General features: G+C 68.9%; 21 protein-coding genes. 11 read left to right on the top strand and 10 right to left on the bottom strand.

The genetic code is table 11. The annotated features are described in order from the left end of the window. Positions 1 to 147: 147 nt before the first annotated feature. The 7 genes from map to ACFZBU_RS11115 form a co-directional block, all read right to left on the bottom strand. The gene (gene map / locus ACFZBU_RS11145) at positions 148 to 921 is read right to left on the bottom strand and encodes a type I methionyl aminopeptidase (RefSeq protein ID WP_391583221.1); all 774 of its coding nucleotides are present in this window, start codon (positions 919 to 921) and stop codon (positions 148 to 150) included. A gap of 140 nt (positions 922 to 1,061) precedes the next feature. Continuing rightward, entirely contained in the window at positions 1,062 to 1,757 is a 696-nt protein-coding gene (locus ACFZBU_RS11140) for a response regulator transcription factor (RefSeq protein ID WP_391583220.1), read from the bottom strand. A gap of 355 nt (positions 1,758 to 2,112) precedes the next feature. After that, entirely contained in the window at positions 2,113 to 2,721 is a 609-nt protein-coding gene (vanX, locus tag ACFZBU_RS11135) for a D-Ala-D-Ala dipeptidase VanX (RefSeq protein WP_391583219.1), read from the bottom strand. Then, positions 2,718 to 3,767: a D-alanine--(R)-lactate ligase gene (gene vanA, locus ACFZBU_RS11130; protein WP_391583218.1), complete on the bottom strand. Its 1,050-nt coding sequence runs from the start codon at positions 3,765 to 3,767 to the stop codon at positions 2,718 to 2,720. Before vanA ends, vanX begins: the two co-directional genes overlap by 4 nt. After that, positions 3,760 to 4,806 carry a D-isomer specific 2-hydroxyacid dehydrogenase family protein gene (locus tag ACFZBU_RS11125; protein WP_391583217.1) on the bottom strand — a complete coding sequence of 349 codons (1,047 nt, stop codon included), beginning with the start codon at positions 4,804 to 4,806 and terminating at the stop codon, positions 3,760 to 3,762. The genes vanA and ACFZBU_RS11125 overlap by 8 nt, the downstream gene beginning before the upstream one ends. Positions 4,807 to 5,375: 569 nt before the next feature. Then, entirely contained in the window at positions 5,376 to 6,530 is a 1,155-nt protein-coding gene (locus ACFZBU_RS11120; protein ID WP_391583216.1) for a lipid II:glycine glycyltransferase FemX, read from the bottom strand. A 326-nt stretch (positions 6,531 to 6,856) separates the two neighbouring features. Continuing rightward, on the bottom strand, positions 6,857 to 7,282 hold the full coding sequence (locus tag ACFZBU_RS11115; protein ID WP_391583215.1) for a DUF3052 domain-containing protein: 426 nt from the start codon (positions 7,280 to 7,282) through the stop codon (positions 6,857 to 6,859). A gap of 414 nt (positions 7,283 to 7,696) precedes the next feature. On the opposite strand from ACFZBU_RS11115, the gene ACFZBU_RS11110 reads away from it, so the two are divergent. From ACFZBU_RS11110 to ACFZBU_RS11095, 4 genes are all read left to right on the top strand, one after another. Next, on the top strand, positions 7,697 to 8,284 hold the full coding sequence (locus tag ACFZBU_RS11110; RefSeq protein ID WP_391583214.1) for a hypothetical protein: 588 nt from the start codon (positions 7,697 to 7,699) through the stop codon (positions 8,282 to 8,284). A 196-nt stretch (positions 8,285 to 8,480) separates the two neighbouring features. Continuing rightward, positions 8,481 to 12,431: a hypothetical protein gene (locus ACFZBU_RS11105; protein ID WP_391583213.1), complete on the top strand. Its 3,951-nt coding sequence runs from the start codon at positions 8,481 to 8,483 to the stop codon at positions 12,429 to 12,431. A 1-nt stretch (position 12,432) separates the two neighbouring features. Then, positions 12,433 to 12,969, top strand: a complete 537-nt coding sequence (locus ACFZBU_RS11100) for a hypothetical protein (RefSeq protein WP_391583212.1) — start codon at positions 12,433 to 12,435, stop codon at positions 12,967 to 12,969. A 1,053-nt stretch (positions 12,970 to 14,022) separates the two neighbouring features. Beyond that, positions 14,023 to 14,448: an STAS domain-containing protein gene (locus ACFZBU_RS11095; RefSeq protein WP_391583211.1), complete on the top strand. Its 426-nt coding sequence runs from the start codon at positions 14,023 to 14,025 to the stop codon at positions 14,446 to 14,448. Between the two features lie 152 nt (positions 14,449 to 14,600). Here ACFZBU_RS11095 and ACFZBU_RS11090 read toward each other — a convergent pair whose 3' ends face one another. Both ACFZBU_RS11090 and ACFZBU_RS11085 read right to left on the bottom strand, forming a co-directional pair. Next, positions 14,601 to 15,032 (bottom strand): STAS domain-containing protein, encoded by a 432-nt coding sequence (locus tag ACFZBU_RS11090; RefSeq protein WP_391583210.1) that lies wholly within the window; start codon positions 15,030 to 15,032, stop codon positions 14,601 to 14,603. A gap of 105 nt (positions 15,033 to 15,137) precedes the next feature. Further along, on the bottom strand, positions 15,138 to 15,884 hold the full coding sequence (locus tag ACFZBU_RS11085) for a glyoxalase (protein WP_391583209.1): 747 nt from the start codon (positions 15,882 to 15,884) through the stop codon (positions 15,138 to 15,140). 308 nt (positions 15,885 to 16,192) lie between these two features. Between ACFZBU_RS11085 and ACFZBU_RS11080 the strand changes: the two genes are divergently transcribed. Continuing rightward, positions 16,193 to 17,044: an SAM-dependent methyltransferase gene (locus ACFZBU_RS11080; protein WP_391583208.1), complete on the top strand. Its 852-nt coding sequence runs from the start codon at positions 16,193 to 16,195 to the stop codon at positions 17,042 to 17,044. A gap of 37 nt (positions 17,045 to 17,081) precedes the next feature. Here ACFZBU_RS11080 and ACFZBU_RS11075 read toward each other — a convergent pair whose 3' ends face one another. Beyond that, entirely contained in the window at positions 17,082 to 18,092 is a 1,011-nt protein-coding gene (locus tag ACFZBU_RS11075; protein ID WP_391583207.1) for a hypothetical protein, read from the bottom strand. Positions 18,093 to 18,415: 323 nt separating this feature from the next. Between ACFZBU_RS11075 and ACFZBU_RS11070 the strand changes: the two genes are divergently transcribed. The 6 genes from ACFZBU_RS11070 to ACFZBU_RS11045 all read left to right on the top strand — a co-directional run bounded on the left by ACFZBU_RS11070 (position 18,416) and on the right by ACFZBU_RS11045 (position 24,371). After that, on the top strand, positions 18,416 to 19,159 hold the full coding sequence (locus tag ACFZBU_RS11070) for a TetR/AcrR family transcriptional regulator (protein ID WP_391583206.1): 744 nt from the start codon (positions 18,416 to 18,418) through the stop codon (positions 19,157 to 19,159). 540 nt (positions 19,160 to 19,699) lie between these two features. After that, positions 19,700 to 20,146 carry a nuclear transport factor 2 family protein gene (locus tag ACFZBU_RS11065; protein WP_391583205.1) on the top strand — a complete coding sequence of 149 codons (447 nt, stop codon included), beginning with the start codon at positions 19,700 to 19,702 and terminating at the stop codon, positions 20,144 to 20,146. A gap of 202 nt (positions 20,147 to 20,348) precedes the next feature. Further along, positions 20,349 to 21,437, top strand: a complete 1,089-nt coding sequence (locus ACFZBU_RS11060; protein WP_391583204.1) for a hypothetical protein — start codon at positions 20,349 to 20,351, stop codon at positions 21,435 to 21,437. 80 nt (positions 21,438 to 21,517) lie between these two features. Further along, the gene (locus tag ACFZBU_RS11055) at positions 21,518 to 22,066 is read left to right on the top strand and encodes a hypothetical protein (protein WP_391583203.1); all 549 of its coding nucleotides are present in this window, start codon (positions 21,518 to 21,520) and stop codon (positions 22,064 to 22,066) included. A gap of 116 nt (positions 22,067 to 22,182) precedes the next feature. Further along, positions 22,183 to 22,983, top strand: coding sequence for an SDR family NAD(P)-dependent oxidoreductase (locus tag ACFZBU_RS11050; protein ID WP_391583202.1), 801 nt, complete (start codon positions 22,183 to 22,185; stop codon positions 22,981 to 22,983). Between the two features lie 434 nt (positions 22,984 to 23,417). Beyond that, positions 23,418 to 24,371, top strand: a complete 954-nt coding sequence (locus ACFZBU_RS11045; RefSeq protein WP_391583201.1) for a PhzF family phenazine biosynthesis protein — start codon at positions 23,418 to 23,420, stop codon at positions 24,369 to 24,371. Positions 24,372 to 24,611: the final 240 nt, after the last annotated feature.

Raw genomic sequence — 24,611 nt, 5'->3', positions numbered from 1 at the left:
GGCGCCGCGGGGCGCGGTCGCCCGGGCGTAGGCGAGGTTCGCTGTGATGGCCGGAAGCCCGGTCGGCGTTCCGGCAGCAGCCGACTCGTCTGCTCGATCCGCCGACTGGGCGCTCGGTCACGCCGGCGTGGCTTCGATGTCACGAGTTCACCGGGTCGGCAAGGTGAGGATCTCGGCCCCGTCGTCGGTGATGGCGATCGTGTGCTCGCTGTGGGCCGTGCGGCAGCCCGTTGCGCTTCGGAGCGTCCAGCCGTCGGCATCGGTGACGAGCTCGGCGGTGTCCGCCATGACCCACGGCTCCAGTGCCAGCAGAAGCCCGGGGCGCAGCTTGTACCCACGGCCGGGCCGCCCGGTGTTCGAGATGTGCGGGTCCTGGTGCATCGTCGATCCGATGCCGTGACCGCCGAACTCGGTGTTGATCGGGTACCCCGCCGCACCGAGGACCGAGCCGATGGCATGGGAGATGTCGCCGATGCGGGCCCCGGGTCCGGCAGCGGCTATCCCTGCGCTCAAGGCGCGTTCGGTTGCGCTGATCATCGCGACGCTCTCCGGGGGCTTCGAGTCGCCCACGATGAAGCTGATGGCGGAGTCCGCGGCGACTCCGCGCTTGGAGACGGCGAGGTCGAGGGTCAGCAGATCGCCGTCGGCGAGGGCGTAGTCGTACGGCAGTCCGTGCAGCACGGCGTCGTTGACGGCCGTGCAGATGTAGTGGCCGAACGGCCCGCGTCCGAAGGACGGCGCGTAGTCGACGTAGCAGGACTCCGCTCCGGCCTCGACGATCATCGCCGCGGCCCACCGATCGATGTCCAGGAGGTTCGTGCCGACCGTGCTACGGCTCTTCAGGGTCTGCAGGATGCCGGCGACCAGGGCGCCCGTGTCCCTTGCTCGGGCCAGTTCGGTGGGGTTCAGGATCTCGATCATGTGGCGCCCTTCTCATGCATCCAATAATTATACCGGCCAAACTATACCGGTATTAGAATTGGGACCATGGTCGGACTGCCGCCCACCCCCGGCTTACGCGGGGCGGGGCGGAGTTCGAAACGGGCGCTCGACCCGGCGGACTAGCGCCGGTCCCCATCCTCGGGTCCGGGGAGCGCTTGGGTGTCGATGTGGTACCCGACGCCGGCTACCGTGGCGATGATCCAGGGTTCGCCGAGCCGTTTGCGCAGTGCCGAGACCGTGATGCGCACGGCGTTGGTGAACGGGTCTGCGTTCTCGTCCCATGCCTGCCCCAGGAGTTCTTCGGCGCTGACCACACCGCCTTCGGCGGCGACGAGGACTTCGAGCACCGCGAACTGCTTTCTGGTCAGCGCGACGTAGCGCCCGTCGCGGTAGACCTCTCGGCGGAACGGATCCAGCCGCAGACCTGCGATCTCCCGCACGGGCGGCCTGTTGTGCGCACGCCTGCGGTCGAGTGCCCTGAGCCTGAGCACGAGTTCTCGGAGCTCGAACGGTTTCGTGAGGTAGTCGTCCGCGCCGAGCTCGAACCCGGTGGCCTTGTCGTCGAGACGGTCGGCGGCGGTGAGCATGAGGATCGGCATGCCGCAGCCGGAGGCGATGATGCGCTTGGCGATCTCGTCACCGGAGGGTCCGGGAATGTCCCGGTCGAGGATGGCGATGTGGTAGGCGTTGATGCTCAGCAGTTCCAGAGCGGTGTCACCGTCACCTGCGATGTCGGCCGCGATCGCTTCCAGGCGTAGGCCATCGCGGATGGCTTCCGCCATATAGGGTTCATCCTCCACGATCAACACGCGCATGTGCCGATGCTACGAGCCGGCGCTTATCGTCGGCGTATCGAAAACCACATCCGCGCCCGGCATTACGGCACCACGCTGCCTTGACCGGTCGGCGGAACGAACCATGGGGGGCATGGCGTTCCGGCGGATACCCGGCGTCCACGCCGTTGTCGTCGGCCGCCGGGCCGGGACGTCCTGCGGTGCCTCCCGTGCCCACCGACCGCCGGAGACCCGCGTCGAAGCTCCGGTGGTCGAGGGCGACTTGGCAAGGTCGCCCCGGACTGCCGGAGCCTCGACGCGCTCGCCGCCTACCTCGATCGGCTGCCGGGCAGGACGCCTGCGACATCACGACGACTTCGATTCATCCCCGGCTCGACTACGCTATGGGAAAATCGAAGTAGGTGTCCGGATAAGGTTCGTCCTTCAGCGTGTAGTGCCACCACTCGCAGTCGTAGGAGCTGAAACCGCAGTCCTCCATGATGGAACGAAGGTATTCGCGGTTCCTCGCTTCGACGTGCGTGATTCCTTCGGCCCCGTGATGTGAGATCGAATCCATCAGGTCGTGGTCGCCCCCCATGGGAGCAAGTTCACCGGTGGCCGAGTGATAGAGCGTCAGGTCGACGGTGCCGCCTCGACTGTGACCCGATTTGGCGGCCACGTATCCTTGTTCGAACATCTCGGCCCTGTCGATATTCGGATAATGCCGTGCCTTCGTCCGGCCGTCCTCCGGCTGTTCGGACCAGCGCAGAAAGCTATCCACGGCGCGTTGAGGACGATAGCCGTCCCAGAGAAGCAGGCCGAAGCCACGGGACGCGGCCTCTTCTCGCGCTCCTTCCAGGGCCGTGCACAATGCCCGTGTGCCGACGATGCGATTTGCCAGATAGCCGTCCACCGGTTTGCCGGTGAAATTGTCCCAGGTGGCGTACTTGGCATCCCAAAGCACTCCGGACACGAACTCGTCCACGAAGACGAAGCCGTCTTTCATCGGCTTTTCCTGCCCATGGCCGAGGACACCAGCCGGTCGATCACTTCGGAAAGCGGCAACCCGGCGGCCGCCATCATTCTCGGATAGCGGCTGTACGAGGTCATGCCGGGCAGGGTGTTGACCTCGTTGAGGACCACCTCTCCATTTTCCTTGAGGAACATGTCCACGCGCGCCAGTCCACTGCATCCGAAGGCTCGATATACGGCCTTTGCCGTCTCCTGGACGAGCGAGCGCGCCTCCGTCGAAATGTCGGCCGGGACGATGGGTGTCGAATTGTCGGAACCGCCCTCGGGATCCCGCTCCTGATGGATTTTGAAGAAACCGTGGGAGAGGGCGATTCGGTCCACCTCGCCGGTGATCACATCCGGGTGGTTCCCCAATATGGCGCACCCGACCTCGCTGCCGACGACGGCCTCTTCGATCAACACCTTCGAGTCGTACCTTCTTGCGGCTTCCAACGCACTCGGGAGTTCTTCTTTCCGAGATACCTTGCCGACCCCGAAGGACGACCCCGAACGGGCCGGCTTCACAAAGACGGGGTAGTCGAGCCTGTTGGCATCGATGTTCTCGTTCGCCATGACGGTCCGGAAACTCGGCGTGGCAATTCCCGCGCTTCCGGCGACGGCGTAGGCGAGGGATTTGTCCATGCACAGAGCGGAGCTTTGGACATCGCAGCCGACGTACGGGATTCCGGAGAGCTCCAGCAGGCCCTGTATCGCACCATCCTCGCCGAGTGTGCCGTGCAGAACGGGCAACACGACGTCCAAGCCGATGGTGTCGTATCGTCCCTGCCCGCCCTGCTCCAGGACGAGCAATCCGTGGACGCCTCTGTCCGGTGACAGCACGACCGGACGGCAATTTCCTGCCTCCCAATCCTCGCCGGGTCCGTCGCAGAGCTTCCACGTGCCGCTCTTCGTGATTCCGATGAAGAACGGCACGTATTTTTCGGTATCGAGGCTTCCGGCGACCCGCTGTGCGGATTTGATGGAGATGGGATGTTCTTCGGAACAGCCTCCGAATATGATTCCGACCCTCAGCTTATCCATGCTGATTCCTGCTTTCGAAGTCCAGGCAGTTGGTGATGGAATTTTCGACGGTGTCACGCAGGGCGTGGTCCGTGTAGTACGCGGTGTGCGGACTGATGATTGCATTCGGTAGTCCTTGCAGTCGCATCAACGATTTGCTTTCGAAGGCCTTGTCTCGGTGGTCGGCGTAGAATATTCCCTCCTCTCCTTCGAGGACATCCAAAGCCGCGCCGCCCAACCTGCCGCTTTCCAACGCGGAAACCAGGGCCTCGGTGTCGAGAAGCGAACCGCGTCCGGTATTGACAATGAGTGCACCGTGCTTCATCTGCTCGATGCGTCTACGGTTCAGGAGATGGTGTGTGTTCGCGTCGAGCGGTGTATGAAGCGTTACGATGTCGCTCAGCCGTAGCAATTCGTCGAGGGAGACGTAATCGACAGCGGACGCGGCGGGACGATTGTCATGGGCCAGTATTCGGCAGCCGAAACCCCGCAGCCTGTCCATGACGGCCGAGCCGATGCGTCCCGTTCCGATCACCCCGACGGTCAGGTCGCGTAGCTCTTTCCCGCGCACATCGTCCAACGTGTAGTCGTGGATATCCGTGCGGCGGATGATGGCTTTTGCATTCCGCACCGTCATCAGCATCAGCATGAGGGTGTAGTCGGCCACGCTGTCGGGTGAATAGGTCACGTTTTCGACGCAGATGCCGACACTCTCCGCGTAGTTCACATCGATATGGTTGTATCCGATGCTTCTCGTGGAGACGTAAGTTACCCCGGCTCGGCGGAGCGCACGAAGAGTGGAATCCGTGACCCGAGTCTTGTGACCGACGCTGATGCATCGATTGCCGAAGGCCAGTTCGATATTGGCTTCGGATACCGCTGCCTCCGTGATGGTGGGCACCACGCCGAGGCGAGGCGTCATCTCTCGGAACAGAACGGCCTCGTCCGGCTCGCATCCATAAATCGTGATTCCCACCGATGCCGGCACCGTCGAGGAGGACGAGGATTCCTGCGATCGGGTGCGGCGGGCGGCTGTTCGTGCCGGTTCGCTGTGCGTCATGCCCTCAGTCAAGAGAGCGTGGTGTTGCCGGCGCGTATGTGGTTTTCGATATGCCGACGCTATGTTACCGGCCGGTATTGCAGGGGGGTGCGTTTTCTTGATCGTCGTGGGCGGGCGATTGGTCCTCGACGGTTCACGCACATAGGTGCTCGACGTCACAGGTCGATGGCATCTCGTCGGCAAGTCGAAAGCCGCATACGCGCCCGCAACACCACGCTGAGTTGACTGGAGGTGTCATCCACAGCGAGCCGCGCCGGGCGGCCTCTTCGTCGCCTCGGCCGGCGAATACGTCGGACGGCCACGAGTACGTCGGACGGCCACGAATACGCCGACCAGGCGGGCCCGGCCGACGTGGTGGCCGGGCCCGCCTGGTCGGCGAGGCCGCTCGGTCGATCGCCGACGCGGCGGGGGAGTAGGTGGTGGCACCGGTCGACGACGACGCGGCTGTCGACCGGCTGCGCGGCCACCTCGCCGCCGGCGACGTGGTGCTCGTCCAGGCCTCCCGCAGGGCACGCTTCGACGAGGTCGCCGCGGCGTTCGCCGGCGGTCGCCGACCATGGGATTCGGGCTCAGCGGCCGCGACGCCTCATGTAGAGGTCGAAGGCCCGATAGACCACCGGTCGCAGCGGCAGGTCCCACTCGCCGACATACCGCACCGCCTGCCCGCCGATGCCGACCTTGAACTGGACCAACCCGACGTGCGGATCGTCCGCGTCGAGGGTGGGGGTGATGCCGCGCAGGTCGTAGACGTCGCAGCCGGCCGCCAGCGCGTCGCGGATCATCGCCCACTGGCAGGCGTTGGAGCCGCGCACCTCGCGCTTTTCGGTGGAGGAGGCGCCGTAGCAGTACCAGGCGTGGCCGCCGACGCGGACCAGGATGGTGGCGGCGACCGGATCGCCCCGGTGGCGGGCCAGATAGAGCCGGATCCGCTCGGGGTCCTCGGCGCCCATCGCCGCGAACATGGTCTCGAAGTAGCGCAGCGGCCGGGGCGTGAAGCGGTCGCGCGCGGCGGTGTGGACGTAGAGGTCGTGGAACGCCTTCAGGTCCGCACCGATCGTGACCTCGACGCCCTCCTTGGCCGCCTTCTTGATGTTGCGGCGCCAGAGCTGATTCATGCCCCCCAGCAGGTCGTCCTCGGTCCTGCCGGTCAGTGGAATCTCATAGGTGAACTGCGGTTGGCCGACCCCGAAGCCGTCCTCCGGGCTCTGCGGCAGCCAGCCTGCGTCCGCGAGTCGGCGGGCCACGCGGGTACCGACCGGGTCGGACTGCGGGTCGGACATCTCGGTGAGCCGCCTGATGGCCGGGTCGGCGATGCCCTCCTTGACCCGGGCCGCGCTCCAGGTGTTCGTGCGCACCGGCGGGCCGAGTCGGATCGCGAACGCGCCGTGTGCCCTGAGGTAGGCCGCCAGCGGATCGAGCCACGCGTCGATGTCGCCGGTCCAGTCGATGGCCGGGCCCTGGGGCAGGTAGGCCAGCGTGAAGCGCTCGAGCCGCGGGACCGGCCGGTGCAGGACGAGCCCGGCGCCGACCGGTTGCCGGCCGTCGTACCAGCCGAGGGACTCGCTGCGCCACTCGGTCTTGACGCGACCCCATGCCGGGGTCTGCAGGAAGCTGACCGACCGCCGTGCCTGCACGAATGCCGAGTGCTCGGCGGGGCCGATCGGCCCGACGGTCAGACCCACGTCCACGACCTCGACCCCTGGGCGGTGCGCGGCTCGGCGCACCGGTCCCCATCCTGACGACAACCTTCTCGGACAGGGCGCCGACGCGCTCCCAGTGCCGGTGGCATCGGGTCACTGGACTGTTCGCGACCGACACCACGAGTACAGCGGTGCACATCGCCCTGCCCGAGGGCGCGCCCGGCGGCCGAGGGGGACGAGGACGTCGGAGGCCGGGCTGTTGTTCTTGCCGGTTCGCTGCGGGACATGCCCCCAGTCAAGGCAGCGTGGTGTTGCCGGCACGTATGTGGTTTTCGATATGCCGGCGATATGCTCCGGGCCGGCGCGGCCGAGGTCCTGCGGTGGCCCCTCGGTGTGATGTCGGGCTGTGGCTACCGCTGTTCGCGCGAATTCTCGGGCCGGACGAGGCGGTTGCCGGACCATGCCCCGAGGTTGACGACGGCGATGGATGCCAGGCCGGCCGCGTTCGCTTCCTCGGCGATCTCGCTCGGATCGACGTGGCCGGGCTTGCCCGTCCGCGGAGTGAGGACCCAGACCACACCCGTGTCGGACAGGGGCGCCACCACATCCGTGAGGTCGCTTGCCAGGTCGCCATCCCCCAGCCGCCACCACAACAGGACGACGTCCACGACGCGGTCGGTTTCGTCGTCCACCATCCCGCTGCCGATCGAGTCCTCGACGTCGGCGCGGATTTCGTCATCGGTGTCGTTGTCCCAGCCCAGCTCCTGAACCACCATGGATCGAACGATGCCCATCCTCTGCGCGTAGTTCCGCGCATCCGCGGCAGCCACCAGCACAGCCTTCCTGCTCGAAACATGTGCCTGGGCTTGCAACGGCGGCCGGTCGGCAACTCGCAGTGCCCGTCGAGGATTCCGGCCCTTCCCCAAGGCAACGCCCTTTGCGCGACCTTACGCGCGCATGCCGCCGGGGGTGCGTCGTCACCCACACCCCGACGCGCGGCCCCGGTCAGGCCGCTGCAAGCCGCGGCCTCGTACGTGACCGACGTCACATATTCGACCGACTGTGTGCGGCCGGTCGTCTTCGGGTTTCTTCGGTGTCCGATTGATGGCTGCATGACGACCAATCAGATGGTTCGCCATTGTCACTCGGTGTGTCGAAAATGTACATTCACCATTCCGCTTCAAATCGGACACTGTTGCTTCTCGTTTGACCGACTTAGGCTCGCCTGCGACGCGAAACGGCCTCGAGCCATGGGCTACGGGGATTTTGCGAAATCGGGCACCTCCCATGCAGAGGGGAATATTCGCATGTCCATTGCCAAGTTCGCCGCACGATCCTTTCTCGCCACCGCGACCATCGCCGCGGTAGGTATTGCCGTACCGCAGGCCCAGGCCGCCCCCACGCCCGCGGTCAAGCTCTCCGACCGGGCCGACGCGGACACCCGGGCGTTTGCCGCAGCCCATCCGGGAGCCGTGCGGGCCGCGCTCGTGGTCTGCGGTGCGAACTACGTCCTCGAGAACGCCGAACGGCTCCCGAGCTCCGACAATCGCCTGGCGACGCTCTTCACCTACCGTATCCCGGGAAATATTCCCAACGACGAACCCACGTGCGCCATCCTCGACAACAACACCGCAAGCACCAAGTGGATGAAGCTCAAGTTGTGTTCGAACTGGATTGCCGACGGGTGCGCCGAGGACGTGGGTAATTTCACCTCGTACGCGGGGCCGGTATATCGCGCGCGGGGTGGTTGCGGAAAGGTCTACGCGATCATGAAGAACTCCGCCGGTTCCGGCTCGGCGCTCGTCGACGCGATCCGCAACGCGACGAACTGCGACTGAGTTCTCGGCCATCGGAGCAGGACCGGGGCGGCTCGCGCGTGGTCTCGACGCGGCTCGGGCGCGCCCCGACTCCGAGCGGCCGCCCCGACACGGGACGGATCCACCCACGTCCGCAGGCCGTTCGGATCGGCGCCCTGTCGACGTGGCCCACGTGACGACGTCGCCGGTGAGCCCGGCGCGGACGCGAGAGGAATTCATGCGCGCACCCACCGGGATCCGACGAAGCCGAAAACGAATCGATCGCCGCACCGCACTCGGGACGGCCGCCCTCCTGGCGTGCACATCCCTCGCGAGCGGCGCCTGGCACGCCGGCGCGGCCACCGCCGACCCGACCACCTCCACCGCGCCCGCGAAAGCGACCGAGGCCGGCGCGTGGACGACGCTCGGTGACGCGGAGGGGTTCCACATCCTGGTCGCGAACGCGGGCAACGGCAACGGCTGGCGTACTGCGGCGAGCCTGTCCGAACCGGGGTTCGACACGGACTCCTGGATCGGCAACGCCTGCGTGACCGGCTCCGGCAAGCGGGCGGTGGTCGCGTACGCGCCTCGCACGTTCACCAACAAGCCGAACCTGCTGGCGCGCGGGGCGTTCACCGCCGTGGTCGAGTTGGCCACCGGCAAGGTCACCAAGCTGCCGGTGCAGGCGTCGCTCGCCTACTTCTCGCCGGGCTGCGGCACCGGCGAGGAGGCAGTGCTGTCCCAGTTCACGGACGAAACCATGGCCGTGAACGCAACCCGGATCACGTCGGTCGACACGGTGACGGCGAAGCTCACCGCGCCGTTGGAACTGACCGGTCAGGTCACCTCGGCGGTGCCGTACGGCGACGAGGTCGTGGCCGCGGACGGCAACCGGTTGATCCGGATCGGCCGCAAGGGTGCGGCACTCGGGAAGCGGACCCCGATCGCCGTCACCACGAGCATTCCCTTTCAACTCAAGGCGGACCGCGACGGCGGGATCGTCTATCTGGACCGCGCGGCCGCCGCCGACAAGGCCGGGCCCGCCGCCTCGGCACCGCAGGGAACCGTGATGCGCGTGGCGGCCGAGGGCGTGCGCAAGGGCACGGACCGCCCGCAGTTGGTGGCACGGGGCACGTTGTCGCGGATGGACCTCACCGCGTCCGCCGACGGCACGGTCGTCGTCACCGGCGAGACCGAAGCCGGTCCGGGGCGGCTGCCGGCGTCCGTTCGCCGACCGGCGAACGCGCCGAAGGGCGCACTCGCCTCCATCGACGGCAAGGCGCTCGTCACCGGTGCCGGCTGGGTCGGTGCCGGCGACCCGCGCGTCGCGCCCGACCAGGTGCCGGGTGAGCACACGGCACGCGTCGCCGTGCAGGACCTGACGTCGGGGCAGGGCGGCACCGTCGACGTGGCGCCGGGTCCACCGCCGGCGGCGGCCCAGGGGAATGATCAGTCCCCGGCCCTGCCCGCGCCGCAGACCGCCGCGCGGCTCACCGTTCCGGACCCGAACAACCCCGTGGAGGAGGAGCGGACCTGTGCGGTCCCGCGCGGGGACCCCAAGTTGCAGGCGTTCCAGCCCACTCCCCGACAGGTCGAGTGGGCGGTGGACCAAGTGGTCAGCGAGAACCTGAACAAGCACGTTACGCGCCCGGCCGACTGGAAGGGCACCGCGATCGGGGCCTACCAGCCGCAGACGCTCTTCCCCCTGGACTCGCTCGACGGCGGCGGCCGGATCCCGGCGCAGGTGATGCTCGGCATCACGGCCCAGGAGTCCAACATGTGGCAGGCCACCCGATACGCGGTGCCGGGTGTCACGGCGAACCCGCTGATCGGCAACTACTACGGCACGGCCTACAACCCCAACGGCCAGATACCGGACCCGTGGGCGGTGAACTGGGCCACGGCCGACTGCGGCTACGGCATCACCCAGGTCACGGACGGCATGCGCAGGGGACAGCCCAAGTATTCCGAGCAGATGCAGAAGGCGATCGCGGTCGACTACACCGCGAACATCGCGGCCGGGGTGAACATCCTGGTGGAGAAGTGGAACCAGACGCGCGGCGGCGGTCTCAAGATCGGCGGCGGCGACCCCAAGTATCTGGAGAGCTGGTTCTTCGCGCTGTGGGCGTACAACTCCGGTTTCCACCCGGAGTCCACCGCGGGCGCGAACCACGGCAAGTGGGGCGTCGGTTTCACCAACAACCCGGCCAACCCGTTGTGGAAGGCGAACCGCACCCCCTTCCTGGAGAACAGCTCCGGCGGCGACGACTACTCGCACGCCGCGCATCCGCAGGACTGGCCGTACCAGGAAAAGGTCCTCGGCTGGGCCGCGCATCCCATCTCGGGGCTGTTCAAGCCGGGTGACATGCAGCCCGGCTACCGTGCCGCGTGGTGGACGACGCCGGCGAACCGTACGGCGATGAAGCCGCCGGAGAGCCTGTTCTGTACCAGTGCCAACGAGTGCGACCCGAGCAAGATCGGCCCGAACGACTCCAACCAGCCGGGCCAGGGCGCGTGCACCCGCACCGACCTGTACTGCTGGTGGAACCAGCCGATCAGCGCGAACGCCTGGAAGGACTGCAGCATCGGCGTGTGCGGCAACGCCGTCCACCGGTTCAACGACACCTATCCCGAGCAGCCGGACGAGAACTCCTACCCGCCGCGGTGCACGGGCGGACTGCCCGCCGGGGCGCTCGTCGTCGACGATCTGCCCAACGGCACCCGCCCGGCCGGCACCGATACACGCAGCTGTGGGCCGGTGGCCTCGGCGGGCACCTTCCGGTTCACCTTCGCTCAGTCGAACGGTACGTACCCGGGCAAGATCGACACCCATCAGATCGGTGCCGGCTACGGGAACCACTTCTGGTTCACCCACACCCGAAAGATCGGCGATGCCAACGCGAATCGCCTCGACACCACCGGTACGTGGGAACTCGGCCAACCGCTGAACACCTGGACCCGGGTGATGGTGCACATCCCCAACCACGGCGCGCAGACCCAGCAGGCCAAGTACGAGGTGGACACCGGAACGGGTTCCTACACCCGGACCCGCTACCTCAATCAGAAGATCAAGGCCAACACCTGGGTCTCCCTCGGCGTCTACGAGATGACCGGTACGCCCCGGGTGAAGCTCGGCAGCCAGACCGAGGACGGCTCGGGCAGCGAGGACGTCGCTTGGGACGCGGTGGCCTTCCAACCGCTCGGCGCGAAGCCCCAGCACATCGTGGCGGTGCTGGGCGACTCGTACACCTCCGGCGAGGGTGCCGGTGACTACCTGCCCGAGTCCAACGCCGACCACGGCGAGAGCGGGTGGAACGCCTGCCGGCGCAGCAAGAACGCCTGGAGCCGAAAGGTGACGCTGCCCGGCAGTACGGCCTCGCTCGGTTCCCTGTCGGACAGTTGGAGCCCGACGGCCGAACTCGGCTTCGTCGCCTGTTCCGGGGCGAGGACCGGGAACGTCGAGGACGCGGCCTTCGACCCGACGAAACAGGCTTTCGGCGAGGGGCAGTTCAAGGAGATGAACCAGATCCGATCCGGGGTGCTCACCCAGGATACGACCCTGGTCATGCTCACCCTCGGCGGCAACAACGGGGGTGGTTTCGCCGAGGCGATGCGGGCTTGCGCCGGGCTGGGCCAGAACTGCAATGAGGACTCGTCCTTCATGCCGACGTACAAAGGGATCATCGACAATCAGATGATCCCGAGCCTCAGAGGCATCCTGACGCAGATCAAGACCGCGGCACCCAACGCCCAGATCGTGCTCATGGGATATCCGGAACTGCTGAGCCGGACGGAGAAGTGCGCGGGGTCGTTCTATTACATGATGCCGGAGGTGCACGCGCTGGCCGAACTCGTCAACTACGCGAACGGAAAGCAGCAGGCGCTCGTCGACGACCTGAAGATCAATTGGCCGATGAAGATCGCCTACGCGAATCCGGTCGACGCGTTCGTCGGGCATTCCGGCTGCGACGACCCCGAGTGGATCAACAAGGTGGTCATCGGCCCCAACGGCGACGGCGACTTCCACCAGGGTGATCCGGTCACCAAGGACGCCGAACAATGCACCACCGACTGGCTTCCCGAAGCGTGCATCAGTCGGGAATCGTTCCACCCGAAGTCGGCCGGCACCACGGGATATGCTGCGGTGATGCGCGCGAAACTCGACGCCATCGGCTATCCCGGGACGTGATGTGAACCGTTCCGACGAACGGGACGACCGACGCTCCCCGACCGCCCGCCGCGTGATGCGGGCGGCGGGGTGCGTCGCCGTCGGTGTGGTTCTCGCCGTGGCCGTCGCGATCGGGGCGATGGTGTGGTGGCTCGAGGTGGAGCGGCCCGCCGGCCGCAAGAGGTTGCAGCGGTCCGCACAGGCGAACGAGGTCGAGAAGATCACTCGGGCGATTGGCACGGCCGCCGCGGACGGCTCGTTGACCGACGCCGAGATCACCGCGCTGGACGCGGGAGGGCAGTGGCACATCCGCCGCGACCTCGGCGACATCCGGATCACCCGATCCGTGCTGGCGGAGGGGGCGTATGCGTGCTGGGCCTTCGTCGTCGTACCGCCGCTGGGGCCGGCCGCGGCCGTGCGCAGCGAGAGGTTGGGCAACGGCCTTTGCGCCGGCGAGACTTACGACGGGCGTCCGGCCACGACGGCGGCGGGCGGAGCGGTCGAAGCTCCCGGTGGCACCGGGCGGAGCGGTCGAAGCACCCGGGCGGCGGTGGGCTGACGCCGCCCCGATGCACAGCTGCCTCGTCGGGCGGCCCTGGCACGTCGGTGCTTCCCTGTCGCACACTCGGTGCCCCTCCGTGGCGCGATGGCGACATCCGCTGTTCGGCTCCGCCCTCGCGTGCCATTTTCTGCTGGGCGAACTCTGCTTCGGGGCCGGGTAGTCGGGGTGGTGGACCTCGTCGCGATGGGTGGTCGGGCCGGTCTCCTCGACGACCAGGTCGGCGAGCATGGCCAAGGCGACCATGCGGCGATCGGCCTCCGACGCGGCGCGGATGGCCGTTTCGCCCTCCCAGCGCGCCACGGCGTCGAGCGCGTCGGCGACGTGGTCGTCGTGGAGCATGGCCTGGATGAGCCCGACTCGACGTCACACGCCTCTCCGTCGGACGACACGGCTTCGCAGAGACGGCCCATGAACTCCGCGTCGTGGTCGGACGGAGAGGCGAAAACGTCGTCGTCGAACAGGCGATCCACGTTTTCCGGCAGACCGGAGACGTCGCCGTACAGCCTTTGCGCCACCTCGCGAACGGCATCGACGAGATTCGACCCGGTGTCGAATCCGCCGCACGTCCACCCGGGCACCGGTACCTCCGAGGACGGCGCCACCATCACGGTCGACGTTCGGCTGCCGGCCGGTGCCTCGTACACCAACCCGTCGCGGTCGAACCCGCGGAGCATGCTCTCGCAGTTGCCGTTGGTGCCCCCGCTCGCGAAACCGCCGTGCCGCCGCGCCACGGCATCGACTTCGATCAGGATCCGGATGGACGCCCAGTGCCGGGCGTCGTCGGTGTCCCCGACGATCGCTGCCACCGACCGGGCCTGCCACCGCGTTGGTGGTGGGGAGCATCATCGGTCCGTCCGGGGCCGCACCGATGCCGCCGGGACGGGCCGCCTGACTCGTCGCCGCGGCGAAGCCGCCCATCACTCATGGACCCGGGCGGGACCTTCGGCCCCGCCCGGGAGCCGCTCGGCCCTGGGCGCGGGCGACGGATCCCGATGGACTGGCCGCACAGCCGCCCCGGCGGACCGCACACTCTCGAAGGCGAGGCACTTCGTGATCACCATCGCGACGACTCCGGCCGGCTCCCGCCCCGGTATGGCACCCGCCGAGCGGGTCACCGTGAACGTGCGCGGCGAACTGGACATCGACAGCACGGCGACCATCGAGCCGACCCTCGCCGCCTTGGCCCGAGCCGGACTCGGTGAACTACGACTGGACCTGGGCGCGCTCGCCTTCTGCGACACCTCGGGCATCAACCTGTTCCTGCGCCTGCATCGCATCTGTGCCCGGTCGCACGCGGCACTCGTCCTGACCGGTGTGCGCGGGCAACCGGCCCGCGTCATCCGCCTGGTGCGGCTGCACCACACGATCGACTGCCGCTTCGTGGACCCGGCTTCGGCCCGATTCGGCGCGCCGCACGGTGCCGGTGTCGCCGAACTCCCGCGTGTGTCGACGTGGACGGGGACCACCCGGCCCTGATCACCCCGGATCCTCCGGCCGTAGCCGGCAGGCTCGTACCTCCGCGGTTCTTCCCGAGAAGGGGCGGGGAGAGGCAATTCGTGGGCGAGGGAAGGCGATTCGGCGGTACGCGCAGGCGACGGACACCATTTTGCCCGCGCCCCCGGGTGTGGTCAGGCGGCGGAGGCGGGGGCGGGAGGTCGGGCCGGAACTACGAAGCGTGGACTGCACAGTCCGGGCAGGGACAACAGCCGGAGGACGAACGGACTTACGCAGATCAGGGACAGTGTGCCACCGCGGGCGAGGGCTCGTTCGCGTGCGCGCACCAGCAGCCCGATGCCGCAGGCCCCGATGAAGGTGACCGCGGTCAGGTCGATCAACAGGGACACTCGCCGAACGCGGGTGAGCCGATCCGGATGGAATTCGATGTCGGGCGCGGACACGATGTCGATCTCGCCCCGCAACGCGACCACGACCGCGTCCCCGTCCCAGCGGTCGGCCCATCGGGCCCGGCGCGGTCGGGTCGGCGCGGCGTCGGTGAGAGCGGACCCGAACCGTCGTGATGCCGAATCCTTCTTCGCCCGGCTCCACCTCGCACCGCGCACCGCGCATCTTCGCTCGCACCTTTGACCGCACCTTCACGCACACCGAAGGGCGCCACATGCGCCACACCACCGCCCCGCGCCCTCCGGACGGCTGCGCTGTCACGGTTACCGGGTGTCTTCGGTGAGCCACCGTCGTAGATCCGCGGCGTTGCGCAGCTCGCCCTCGACTCGCTGCCGCTCGTCCGCGGTGAGGCGAATCGCGCTCAGTTCAGTGGTCCATCCCTCGATGCCTTCGCGTTCATCCATGCCGATCGCGAGTTCGACGAGGGTCGCCAATGCCAGCGCCCGCTCGACGGCCGGTGCGGTTGCGCCGTGCTTGCGCAGGCCGGATTTGACGGCCCGGAATGCCGCACGATCGTCGTACTTGAAATCGCGGTAGATACGCGCGTTGTCAAGAACCCGGGCCAACCCTTGGAGTTTCTGCGAACCGCCGTACTCCAATTCCTTCGGCTCGTCGCGCTGGATGAACGCGATCTGGTTGCCGGAGGGATCGATCAGCGTGAAACGACTCGCCCCCGCCCTGAAGCGCGTGATGCGCGGTCGACCCGTCGCCAGTACCTTGCCGTAGGTCTCGCGCATGGCCTGTGTGAAAGCGGCATGGTAGGGCGCCACGGCGTCGACCCAGACCAGGCATCCTCCGCTGTTCTCCTCCGCGGGGTCCAGATCCTTGGGCGGCTTGCGGAAGTGCAACTCGAAGCCGCTCCATTCGAGCGAGAGATAGATGTAGGGCTTGGTCTGTTTGTAGGTGACCTTGAAACCGAGCGCCTGGAAGAATTCGGCCGTCTCCTCCACCGCCACGCAGGGCATCATCGGCACGGTTGTCTCGTTGGCCTGTATCGTCGAGGCTGTCACTGATTGGCACCTTTCCCTCGCGGGCGTCTGCCCAGGGGCTCGATTGTGACCGTCCCCGACGATTTCCGCACATGAGTCATCGCATAGCGCCCATATCGGATGCGGGGAGTCGTGCAGTGACGGAGGGCCGGCGCCGGGATGCCTCGCCATCAGGGCTGTGCGGGTGAGGAGTTCGCCCGTTGCGCCGGGCCCGGCCGGCTGCCGGCAGGAGCGTGGGGGGCGATAGCATCGCGCCTACACAACGTGAACGTGGGACGAGTGCCGCAGGCGCGATTTCTCCTTCGGTTTCAGGGCGGGGGCAGGTGCAGATGGATTCCGCGTTCGAGCGGTCGCCGGAGCAGGAGGCATTGATCGCCGAATGGGCTCCGCCGGAGGTCGACACCGGTAGGCCGCACTCGGCGCGCATCTACAACTACTTCCTGGGCGGCAAGTCCAACTTCCCGGTCGATCGGGAAGCCGCCGAAAAGACCCTGGCGGCGGTTCCCAAGGCGCGCACGGCCGCGCAGGCCAATCGGGCGTTCCTGCTGCGGGCGGTCGAGCACCTCGGCCGGCTCGGGATACGGCAGTTCCTCGACATCGGCACCGGCATCCCGGTCGAGGGGCGCAACACTCACGACGCGGCCCAGCGGATCGCGCCCGACTCACGAGTGGTCTACGTCGACAACGACCCCATCGTCCTTGCCCACGCCCGTGCGCTGCTGTCCAGCCACCCGGACGGCGCGACCGCCTACATCGACGCGGACGTGCACGACCCCGACGCGATCCTCGCCGACGCCGCGCTCACCGAGACCCTGGATCTCGAACGGCCGCTCGCTCTCCTGCTGATCGCGATCCTGCACTTCCTCCCGGACGAGGACAAGCCCACCGACATCCTGCGCCGGCTGACCGACCGGCTCCCGTCCGGCAGTTACCTGGTCATCTCGCACCTCACCGGCGACTTCGACCCGGTCTCGACGACCGGCGGGGTCGCGGCGTACCGCAACGCGGGCATCCCGATGCAGGTGCGCAGCCGCGCCGAGGTGGCCGCACTCGTGCCCGACGGATGGGAACTCCTCGATCCCGGCGTCGATCCGGTTTCCCATTGGCGTCCGGACCCCGGGACCGAACTCCCCGATCCGGTCACCATCGGCTGCTACGGGATGCTGGCGCGCAAACGCTGAACAGGCCCGAGGAAGCACCGGGCGACGGGACGTTCGATCAGAAGCTTCCACCGCAACCGTGGCCGCCCGCGCCGTAGCCGGAGTGGTGCGACGTCCCGGTGTGGCGGGTGGTGTCCGGTCCCCTCGGGGGTGGGCGGAACAGGTCCGAGTGCGGGAAGAGGCAATTCCACCACGAGCTCAGGACCAGGTCGCATTCCTGCTCCAGCGCCGCCCGGGCGGCGCTCTCCCAGGTGACCGACACGCCCTCGTCGCGCAGTTCGCGCAGCGCGGCTTCCAGGGCGTGGGCGGTGAGCGGCTCGTCGGGCGTGCGGGCGTGCGGTCGGGCGACCGCCGGGAGCGGATGGTCGGGCGCGACGTCGTACCGGTACACGAGCACGTCGCCGGCAGCGGGGCCGGAGTCTGCTCCCGCGCCGGAGTCCGCTCCCGCGGCGGCAACGGGCGGGTCGGCTTGCTCGCCGACCAGGACCAGCCCCCACATCGGTCGTTCCGCCGACGCCCGGGCCCTGTGCCGCCGTTCCTCGTCGGCCGCACGCCGCGCTGCCTCCCTGCGCTCGTCGTTGGCACGCGTGGCGCCCACGGCTTCGGCCACCGCCTCGCGCGTGGGCCGGTACGCCGCCTCGGCCGCGGCGACAGCCGTCCGGTAGGTCTCCAGCGCCTGCTCCCACGTGCGCAACGCGGCCCGGCGCCGCCGGCGCAGTACTCGCGTGGTCGGCTTGTCGAGGTCGGCGAGTACCTGTGCGCGCACGGGGATCGCCGCCACGATCGCGGCGTTGATCGCCTCCACGTACGCGTGCCCGGCGGCAAGCCATTCGGCGTGTGTCTCGGCGGACGTCCGAACCCGGTCCAGGTTGCCGGAGAGGCCGATCCCGATCACCGAGAAGACCTCGGACTCCTTCCACGCCGACGGCGCGTGCCACTCGTGCGCACTCACCCGGAGCGGCATTCCGTCGAAGAACCCCGCGTCACGGTCCAGTTGCGCGTGCAGGCCCTCGACGCGCCGGCGGTACGACTCGACCGCACGGCGTTCCTCGTACGCGAAGACGACCACGGGTCCTCCCTCTTCGCATCGTCCGTGTCCCACGTCCACTGTCGACCTCCCCGCCCGCCGTCACAAGCCGGAAGACCCTCCGAGGAGTCGCGCGGGCGACCGAGGCCCATGAGGGGCCGCGCCTCGCGGCGCGCCGCGTCGTACCTCACCGGCGCGGACTTTCCCGTCGATGGCGGTTTCACGGCCGGTCCGCCGTTTGGCGCCGCGGCCCGGGACGCCGGTGACGTTCCGCCGACGCCGGGCGCCGTCGTCGCCCCCTGCGGGTGCGTACCCTGGACTTCGCAGACGGTCGGCGCCGGCGGGGCGCGGCGAAAGGGAAACGCATGGTTCAGTCGTCGACGGACGCACCCTCGCGGGGCCGGGGTCGGCCGGCGCGGCTCTCGCGTGGGCAGATCGTGGACGCCGCGGTGAGTCTGGTGTATCAGGACCCGAGTGAGCCGTTGACCGTCAAGCGCGTGGCGGAGGCCGCAGGGTCGGCGCCGATGGCCCTGTACCGCTATTTTCCCGATCGCGACGACCTTCTGTTCGCGGTCGCGGACCGGGTGGCGAGCGACATGGAGTTCGATCGCCCCGCCGGTTCGACGTGGCAGGAGGAACTGCGGAACTGGATGTGGATGAGCCTGGAGTATCTGCGGCCCTACACCCAGCTGCTGCCGTACATCGCGTCGACGCGGCAGCCCGCGTGGTTGCCGGCGTTCGTCCTGCTGACCGAGATCCTGGAGCCGCTGGAACTGGGAGACGAGGACTTGGCGTTGGCCGTCGCGTTGGTGAGTACGACCATCGTCGGTCAGGCCACGTTGGCGGCCCGGCGCGTTCCGGCTCCGGAAATGGTCTCGGCGATGCGGGACGCGTTGGAGGCGGCGGATCCGGCGGATCGGGCCAGGGTGGGCCCGGTGCTGGAACAACTGCCCGGGGCGTTCGAGCGGCTGTACGACCGGGTGATCGATGCCACGCTCGCCGCACTGGCGTCGATGGGCGAGGGCGCCGAGCCGGCCGCCCCCGCGACGCCGCCGCGAAAGCGGGCCGTCCCGACGGCGCCGCTGTTCAGCAACCCCTCGCCCTGGTGACTCCGGGCCGGGGCGCACGGAACCGGTTGTGCGGGGTGGTGGCACGACCGGGGGAGGTGGACGTACCGAAGCGGTCCGTCCGGGGTCGGGACGCACCGTTCGGATGGCGCTCGGGTGCGGGCGCAGCGATCTGGCATGCCGCCACGACGGTATGTCGTCGTACGGCCTGTCGTCGTACGGCCTGTCGTCGTACGGCCTACCGTCGTACGGCCTGTCGCCGTACGGCCGACTCGGTCGAATCCTGACGCTCGACTGCCGTGCCGCCGCTCTTGCCATTTTTGTGTAACGCGTATTTTATTTGCGGAGGTCGGGTCGTGGGCGCTCCGAGGAAGCGCCGCATGTTGCGTTGCGCCGGGTAGGCGCACGCGCGCACACCTCGGGTACGACGCGGCACCGCGTTTCTCCGGGCCACGACCGGTTGTGGTCGGCGGTCGAGGGCTTGGGCGCGTTCGCCGTTCGCCCGTCGGCCTGGCCGGTGCCGCATTCGACCCGGGTACGCGAACCCCGCCGGCCCGACGGACCACCATCGAGGAGAACGACATGCACGAGACGATCGCCGTCCACGAACTGCTGCACCGCTGGTGGTTCGCCTACGACGAGGGGGAATTCGACGCGTGGGAGGAGATGTTCACCGAGGACGTGTGGTTCACCTCGCGCACGGACACCGGTGACCACCCGTTCGAGGAGTTCATCGCGTCGGACAGCCGAGGCCGTGCCGACGTGCTCGACTGGCAGCGGCGGCACCGGCTCGCCTGCCCCTACCCGCTGCGGCACAACGGCACGAACATCCACGTGACCGGCCACACGGACACCGAGGTGTCGTTGTCGTCGTACATCCACGTGACGTCGGTGGAGAACCGCGTACCCTCACCCGTCGCCAGTGGCATCGTCCGGGCGACCGCACGGCGCGAAGGCGGCGTGTACCGGCTTGCGGAAGTCCATGTCGTGCTCGACACCATGGAGGCCGTGCCGTTCGGGGAGCGGTGACCCGGCCCAGCGGTGGCGACCTCGTCGGCCCTGCTGCGCATCTCCCACGAGCCGCGAACGACCGGCGGGCGTCTGGGATGCTGTGATTCGAATATTCGAAACCACAGCCTGCTATTTCGAACGGAACCTCTTGTGATCGCGACCGTGCAGCCATAACCTCACACCCACTCGCCTCCCCGACCCCTCAGTCGAAGGAATGCTCATGGTCGACTCCGCAACGGTCGGATCCGCCCCCGCCGGGGGCACCGACACGCATGCCCTCCCCGACGATCTGCCCGAGACCGTGTACGCGTGGCTGGAGGAACGCGGGTGGGGGGACGGCCTGCCGATCGTGGCCCCCACCGAGGAACGGGTGGCCGCGATGTTGGCCGGCTACGCCGGTGATCCCGACGAGGTCGTCGGCGTGCTGCCGCCGCGTCTGGGCGAGGCCACGCCCAGGGTGCTCGCCGTCAACGCGGTGATGGCCGGATGCACGCCCGGGATGTTGCCCCTGCTCGTCGCCGCGACCCGAGGGATGTGCGCACCCGAGTTCAATCTCCGCGGCGTGAACTCCACGACCCACCCGGTGTCCGTGATGGTCGTCGTGCACGGACACGCGGTCTCCGCCCACGGGTTCAACTCCGGTACCGGGACGCTGGGTCCGGGCAATCGCGCGAACGCCACGCTGGGACGCGCGGTGCGGCTGGCGCTGCTGCACATCGGCGGTGGGACGGCCAAGGGCACCGGGGACGGGGGCCTGGCGGACGCGGCGACGCACGGACAGCCCTCGAAGTACACGTTCTGCTTCGCGGAGAACGCCGAGGCCAGCCCCTGGGCGGCCTATCCGCGTTCGCTGGGGCTGGAGAGCCGCAGCGCGGTCACCGTGGCCGGGATGGAGAATCCGCACAACATCCACGACATGGAGACCCGGGGTGAGCCGGGGCCGATCCTGGACAAGATGGCGACGGTGATGGCCACGTTCGGGACGAACAACGCGGTCGTCTCCAGCGCCGAGTACTTCATCGTCCTGGGGCCGGAGCACGCGGCCACGATCGCCGCGGCCGGGTGGGCGCGGCAGGACGTCCGGGCGTACCTGTTCGAGAAGGCGCGACGCCGGGCGGGCGACTTCCGCGACAACTTCCGGGCCGCGTTGTGGCGTCCGTGGATGCGCGCGCTGGCCGACGACGACCTGCAACCGATGACCGACAGCGCGGACAACATCCGGATCCTGGTCGCGGGCGGCCCGGGCAAGCACTCTCTGGTGGTTCCGAGTTGGGGACTCACGCGCAGCGTCACCGTCCCCGTCGACTAGGCCGCAATGCCGCCGGTGCCGCGGTGCCGCCCTGTTGCCTGCTGCCTGTTGTCCCACCCGAACACGTTGAGGAGAACGTCATGACCGTCCACCTGCTCGACCCGTGCGGACGGGTCGGCGAGCCGGCCAAGCAACTCGCGCCCGGACTGGCGGTGTTGACCGGAGCGCGCATCGCCGTCCTGGACAATCTCAAGCCCCACGCGGGCTACATCCAAGGAGCCGTCGCCCGGCTGCTCGCCGAACGCACCGGCGCGGTGGTCTCGCTGGAGATCCCCAAGTTCAGCGCGGCCGCGCCCGCCGAACCCGACGTGATCGAGCGGCTGCGCGCATCGGCGGATCTGATCATCACCGGCTCGGCGGACTGTGGTTCGTGCACCTCGTGGAGCTGCCACGACACCGTCGCCCTGGAACAGGCGGGCATTCCCACCCTGCTCCTGGCCACCGCCGGCTTCACCGAGATCGCCCGCCAGGTCTCCTCGCTGTACGGCATGCCCCAGGCGCGCGTCCTCACCGTGCGCGGCCCGCTCGGCGGCTCGTCCGACACCGAACTCGACGCCATGGCACTCGAAGCCCTCGAGGATGCCCTCGTCCTCGCGACGACCACCCCGTCGGCCCACGACGCCCCCTGACCCCGGCCTGCCCGCGCACCCCGAGCACCTGCCGGTCCGGGACTCCGACACGAACGCCCGCCCGGTCCGGGACGACGACACGAACGCCCGCACCACACGAAGCGGAGAAACCCACTGTGACGGACCCGACGAACCTCACCGGCCGCGCCGCCCTGGTCACGGGCGGTGGCGCCGGACTGGGACGGGCGATCGCCCTCACGCTCGCGCGGGCGGGGGCGGACGTCGCCGTCACCGACATCGTCCCCGAGGCCGCGCACGCGACCTGCGAACTCGTGCGTGCCACCGGGCAGTCGGCCCTCGCGCTGATCGGCGACATGCGCGACCCGCACCGGGTGGACGACCTCGTCGACGAGGCCACGCGAACCCTCGGCCCACTGCGCATCGCCGTCAACAACGTCGGCATGATGGGGGAGCACTCCGCCGCCCCGTTCGTCGAGTGGACACCCCGAGCCATGTCGGACGTGGTCGCCGGCAACCTGCTCACCGCGATGTACTCGTGCCGCGCCGAGGCGGCAGCCATGATCCGCGACCGCGTCGACGGCGTGATCATCAACGTCAGCTCGGGCGAAACCACCCGCCCCGCACCCCGGTTGGCCCCCTACGGGGCCGCCAAGGCAGCGGTCAACCACCTCACCCGGACCCTCGCGGTGGAACTCGCGCCGCACCGCATCCGCGTCAATGCCGTCGCCCCGGGAACCACCCTCACCCGCGAGGTGGAGGCCGCGCTCACCGCCGACTACGTCCGGGCACTGCGCGCCTCGATCCCGCTGGGCGGCGAACTGTCCGCCCCGGAGGACCTCGCCGACCTCGTCCTGTTCCTCGCCTGCGATCTCTCCGCCCACACCACCGGACAGTTCCTCCTGTCCGACAACGGCGCCTTCCTCTCCCGCAGCCGCCCCCCACTCGACACCCACTGATCCGGCTTCACCTCGTGCCCGGACAGGGTGTGCGACATCCGGTGCGCAAACGCCGCACCCGAGACCGGGGGTGCGGCGTGCCGGCGGCGGCTTGCGGTCTCGCTCTCGTTCTCATCTCAGGGGACGGTGAGAGAGGCGAGACCGATTCCGACGCGTCGTCTCTTCGGTGCTTCGCCGACGTGGTCGGAGGGGGTCATCGCACGCGACCGGACGGGGCGTCCGTGACCGCTATGGCGGCTCCGTGTGTCGGGCGGCTGCTGTGAGTTGGGCCCGACCCGGGGGTGGAAGGGCGTCGGGGGAAGCGAATCGCTCCCGGCGGCGATCCGGACGGGTCGGTGGGCGAGTGGCAGGAGACGCGGATCGGCGGGCCGAGGAGAACCCGGCGTTGGTACCGTACTTCGCGTGATGTCGGGTTGTCGTTTCTCGGATTGCGGATGAGCGGGCGCGAGTTGCCGGTCGCGATCGTTCGCGCGTGTCTGCGCGACGGTAGGGGCGGCAGCCCCACCGCGGTCGTGGACGACGCGTCGTCGAACGACGACGAGCGTCGTGGTGTGCCCGCCTCGGCGGGGACCTCGCATGCCGTGTTCGTCTCCACGCACGAGGGCCCATCCGGCGATCCCGTGGCCTCCCTTCGCTTCTTCACCAGCGAAGGGGAACTGCCCGCCTGCGGCCACGGGACGGTTGCCGCGCTGGCCTTCTTGGCCGGGCGGGCCGGGCGCGACGAGTATCGGGCCACCCTCCATGCCGGGGGCCGGGTATTCACCGGCCGGTCCGTACGGGAGAAGACGGGTGTTCACGCCGCCTTCGACCCGGGTCCCGTCGAACTGCGCGAGCCCACCGAGAGCGAAATCGGCCTCGCCCTGGCCGCCCTGGGCCTCGCCCCGGGCGCGCTCGCTCCGGATGCCCGGGTCGCCTCGGTGGGACGACCCAGGTTGCTGGTCCCCGTGGGATCGCGCTCGGCGCTCGCCGCCCTGGCCCCGGACTTCGAACGACTGCGCGCCGTATGCGACCGTCTCGGTTTCCTCGGCTGCTACGTGTACACCGTGCCGACGCCCGAGGGTCGCGTCGCCGCCCGCATGTTCGCCCCTTCGATCGGCGTGGCGGAGGACATCGCGAACGCCAACAGCACGGCCTGCCTTGCCGGGCACCTGGCCGGTCGGGGCATCACCGACATCACCGTCGACATGGGCGACTCCGTCGGCGCGCCCGCCACGATCACCGCCACCGCACGAAACAGCCGGTCGGGCCCGTCGATCCAGGTGGGGGGCACCGCTGAGGTCACCGGCTTCGTCCACGGACATCGCGCCGCCGACGCCGAGCGGACCGATGTCGACCGGAAAACCGTCCAGGACGGAACAAGCGGTCGTGGGGCCACGAGCCCGGGGTGACGGCGATCGCGGTGCCGCCCCCCGCGCCCGCAACGCCGACGACGACTCCCCCGTACGTCGGAGGGGCCGGTTCGCTCGCGACGGTCGTCATCGAGGGAGGCGCGGGGGGCCTGCTCCGGTCCGGGCCGTGACGCCGTGAAAGCCGTGAATTCGTTGGGCCGCCGGGTCGCCGGGTCGGTTTCGCAGCGCGGACGGTGGGCGCCGAGAGGCTGTCCGGAATGCCCGGTCGGCCCTCGCCGC

It is taken from the genome of Embleya sp. NPDC008237 (assembly GCF_042956465.1).
In the GTDB taxonomy this organism is placed as follows: Bacteria; Actinomycetota; Actinomycetes; order Streptomycetales; family Streptomycetaceae; genus Embleya.
This window is presented reverse-complemented; position numbering and strand designations above follow the sequence as displayed.

Excerpts from the sequence above, each read along its gene's own strand:
- map (WP_391583221.1), bottom strand. The coding sequence starts at position 921 with ATGATCGAGATCCTGAACCCCACCGAACTGGCCCGAGCAAGGGACACG.
- ACFZBU_RS11140 (WP_391583220.1), bottom strand. The coding sequence starts at position 1,757 with ATGCGCGTGTTGATCGTGGAGGATGAACCCTATATGGCGGAAGCCATC.
- vanX (WP_391583219.1), bottom strand. The coding sequence starts at position 2,721 with ATGAAAGACGGCTTCGTCTTCGTGGACGAGTTCGTGTCCGGAGTGCTT.
- vanA (WP_391583218.1), bottom strand. The coding sequence starts at position 3,767 with ATGGATAAGCTGAGGGTCGGAATCATATTCGGAGGCTGTTCCGAAGAA.
- ACFZBU_RS11125 (WP_391583217.1), bottom strand. The coding sequence starts at position 4,806 with ATGACGCACAGCGAACCGGCACGAACAGCCGCCCGCCGCACCCGATCG.
- ACFZBU_RS11110 (WP_391583214.1), top strand. The coding sequence starts at position 7,697 with ATGGGCTACGGGGATTTTGCGAAATCGGGCACCTCCCATGCAGAGGGG.
- ACFZBU_RS11105 (WP_391583213.1), top strand. The coding sequence starts at position 8,481 with ATGCGCGCACCCACCGGGATCCGACGAAGCCGAAAACGAATCGATCGC.
- ACFZBU_RS11080 (WP_391583208.1), top strand. The coding sequence starts at position 16,193 with ATGGATTCCGCGTTCGAGCGGTCGCCGGAGCAGGAGGCATTGATCGCC.
- ACFZBU_RS11070 (WP_391583206.1), top strand. The coding sequence starts at position 18,416 with ATGGTTCAGTCGTCGACGGACGCACCCTCGCGGGGCCGGGGTCGGCCG.
- ACFZBU_RS11065 (WP_391583205.1), top strand. The coding sequence starts at position 19,700 with ATGCACGAGACGATCGCCGTCCACGAACTGCTGCACCGCTGGTGGTTC.
- ACFZBU_RS11060 (WP_391583204.1), top strand. The coding sequence starts at position 20,349 with ATGGTCGACTCCGCAACGGTCGGATCCGCCCCCGCCGGGGGCACCGAC.
- ACFZBU_RS11055 (WP_391583203.1), top strand. The coding sequence starts at position 21,518 with ATGACCGTCCACCTGCTCGACCCGTGCGGACGGGTCGGCGAGCCGGCC.
- ACFZBU_RS11045 (WP_391583201.1), top strand. The coding sequence starts at position 23,418 with ATGAGCGGGCGCGAGTTGCCGGTCGCGATCGTTCGCGCGTGTCTGCGC.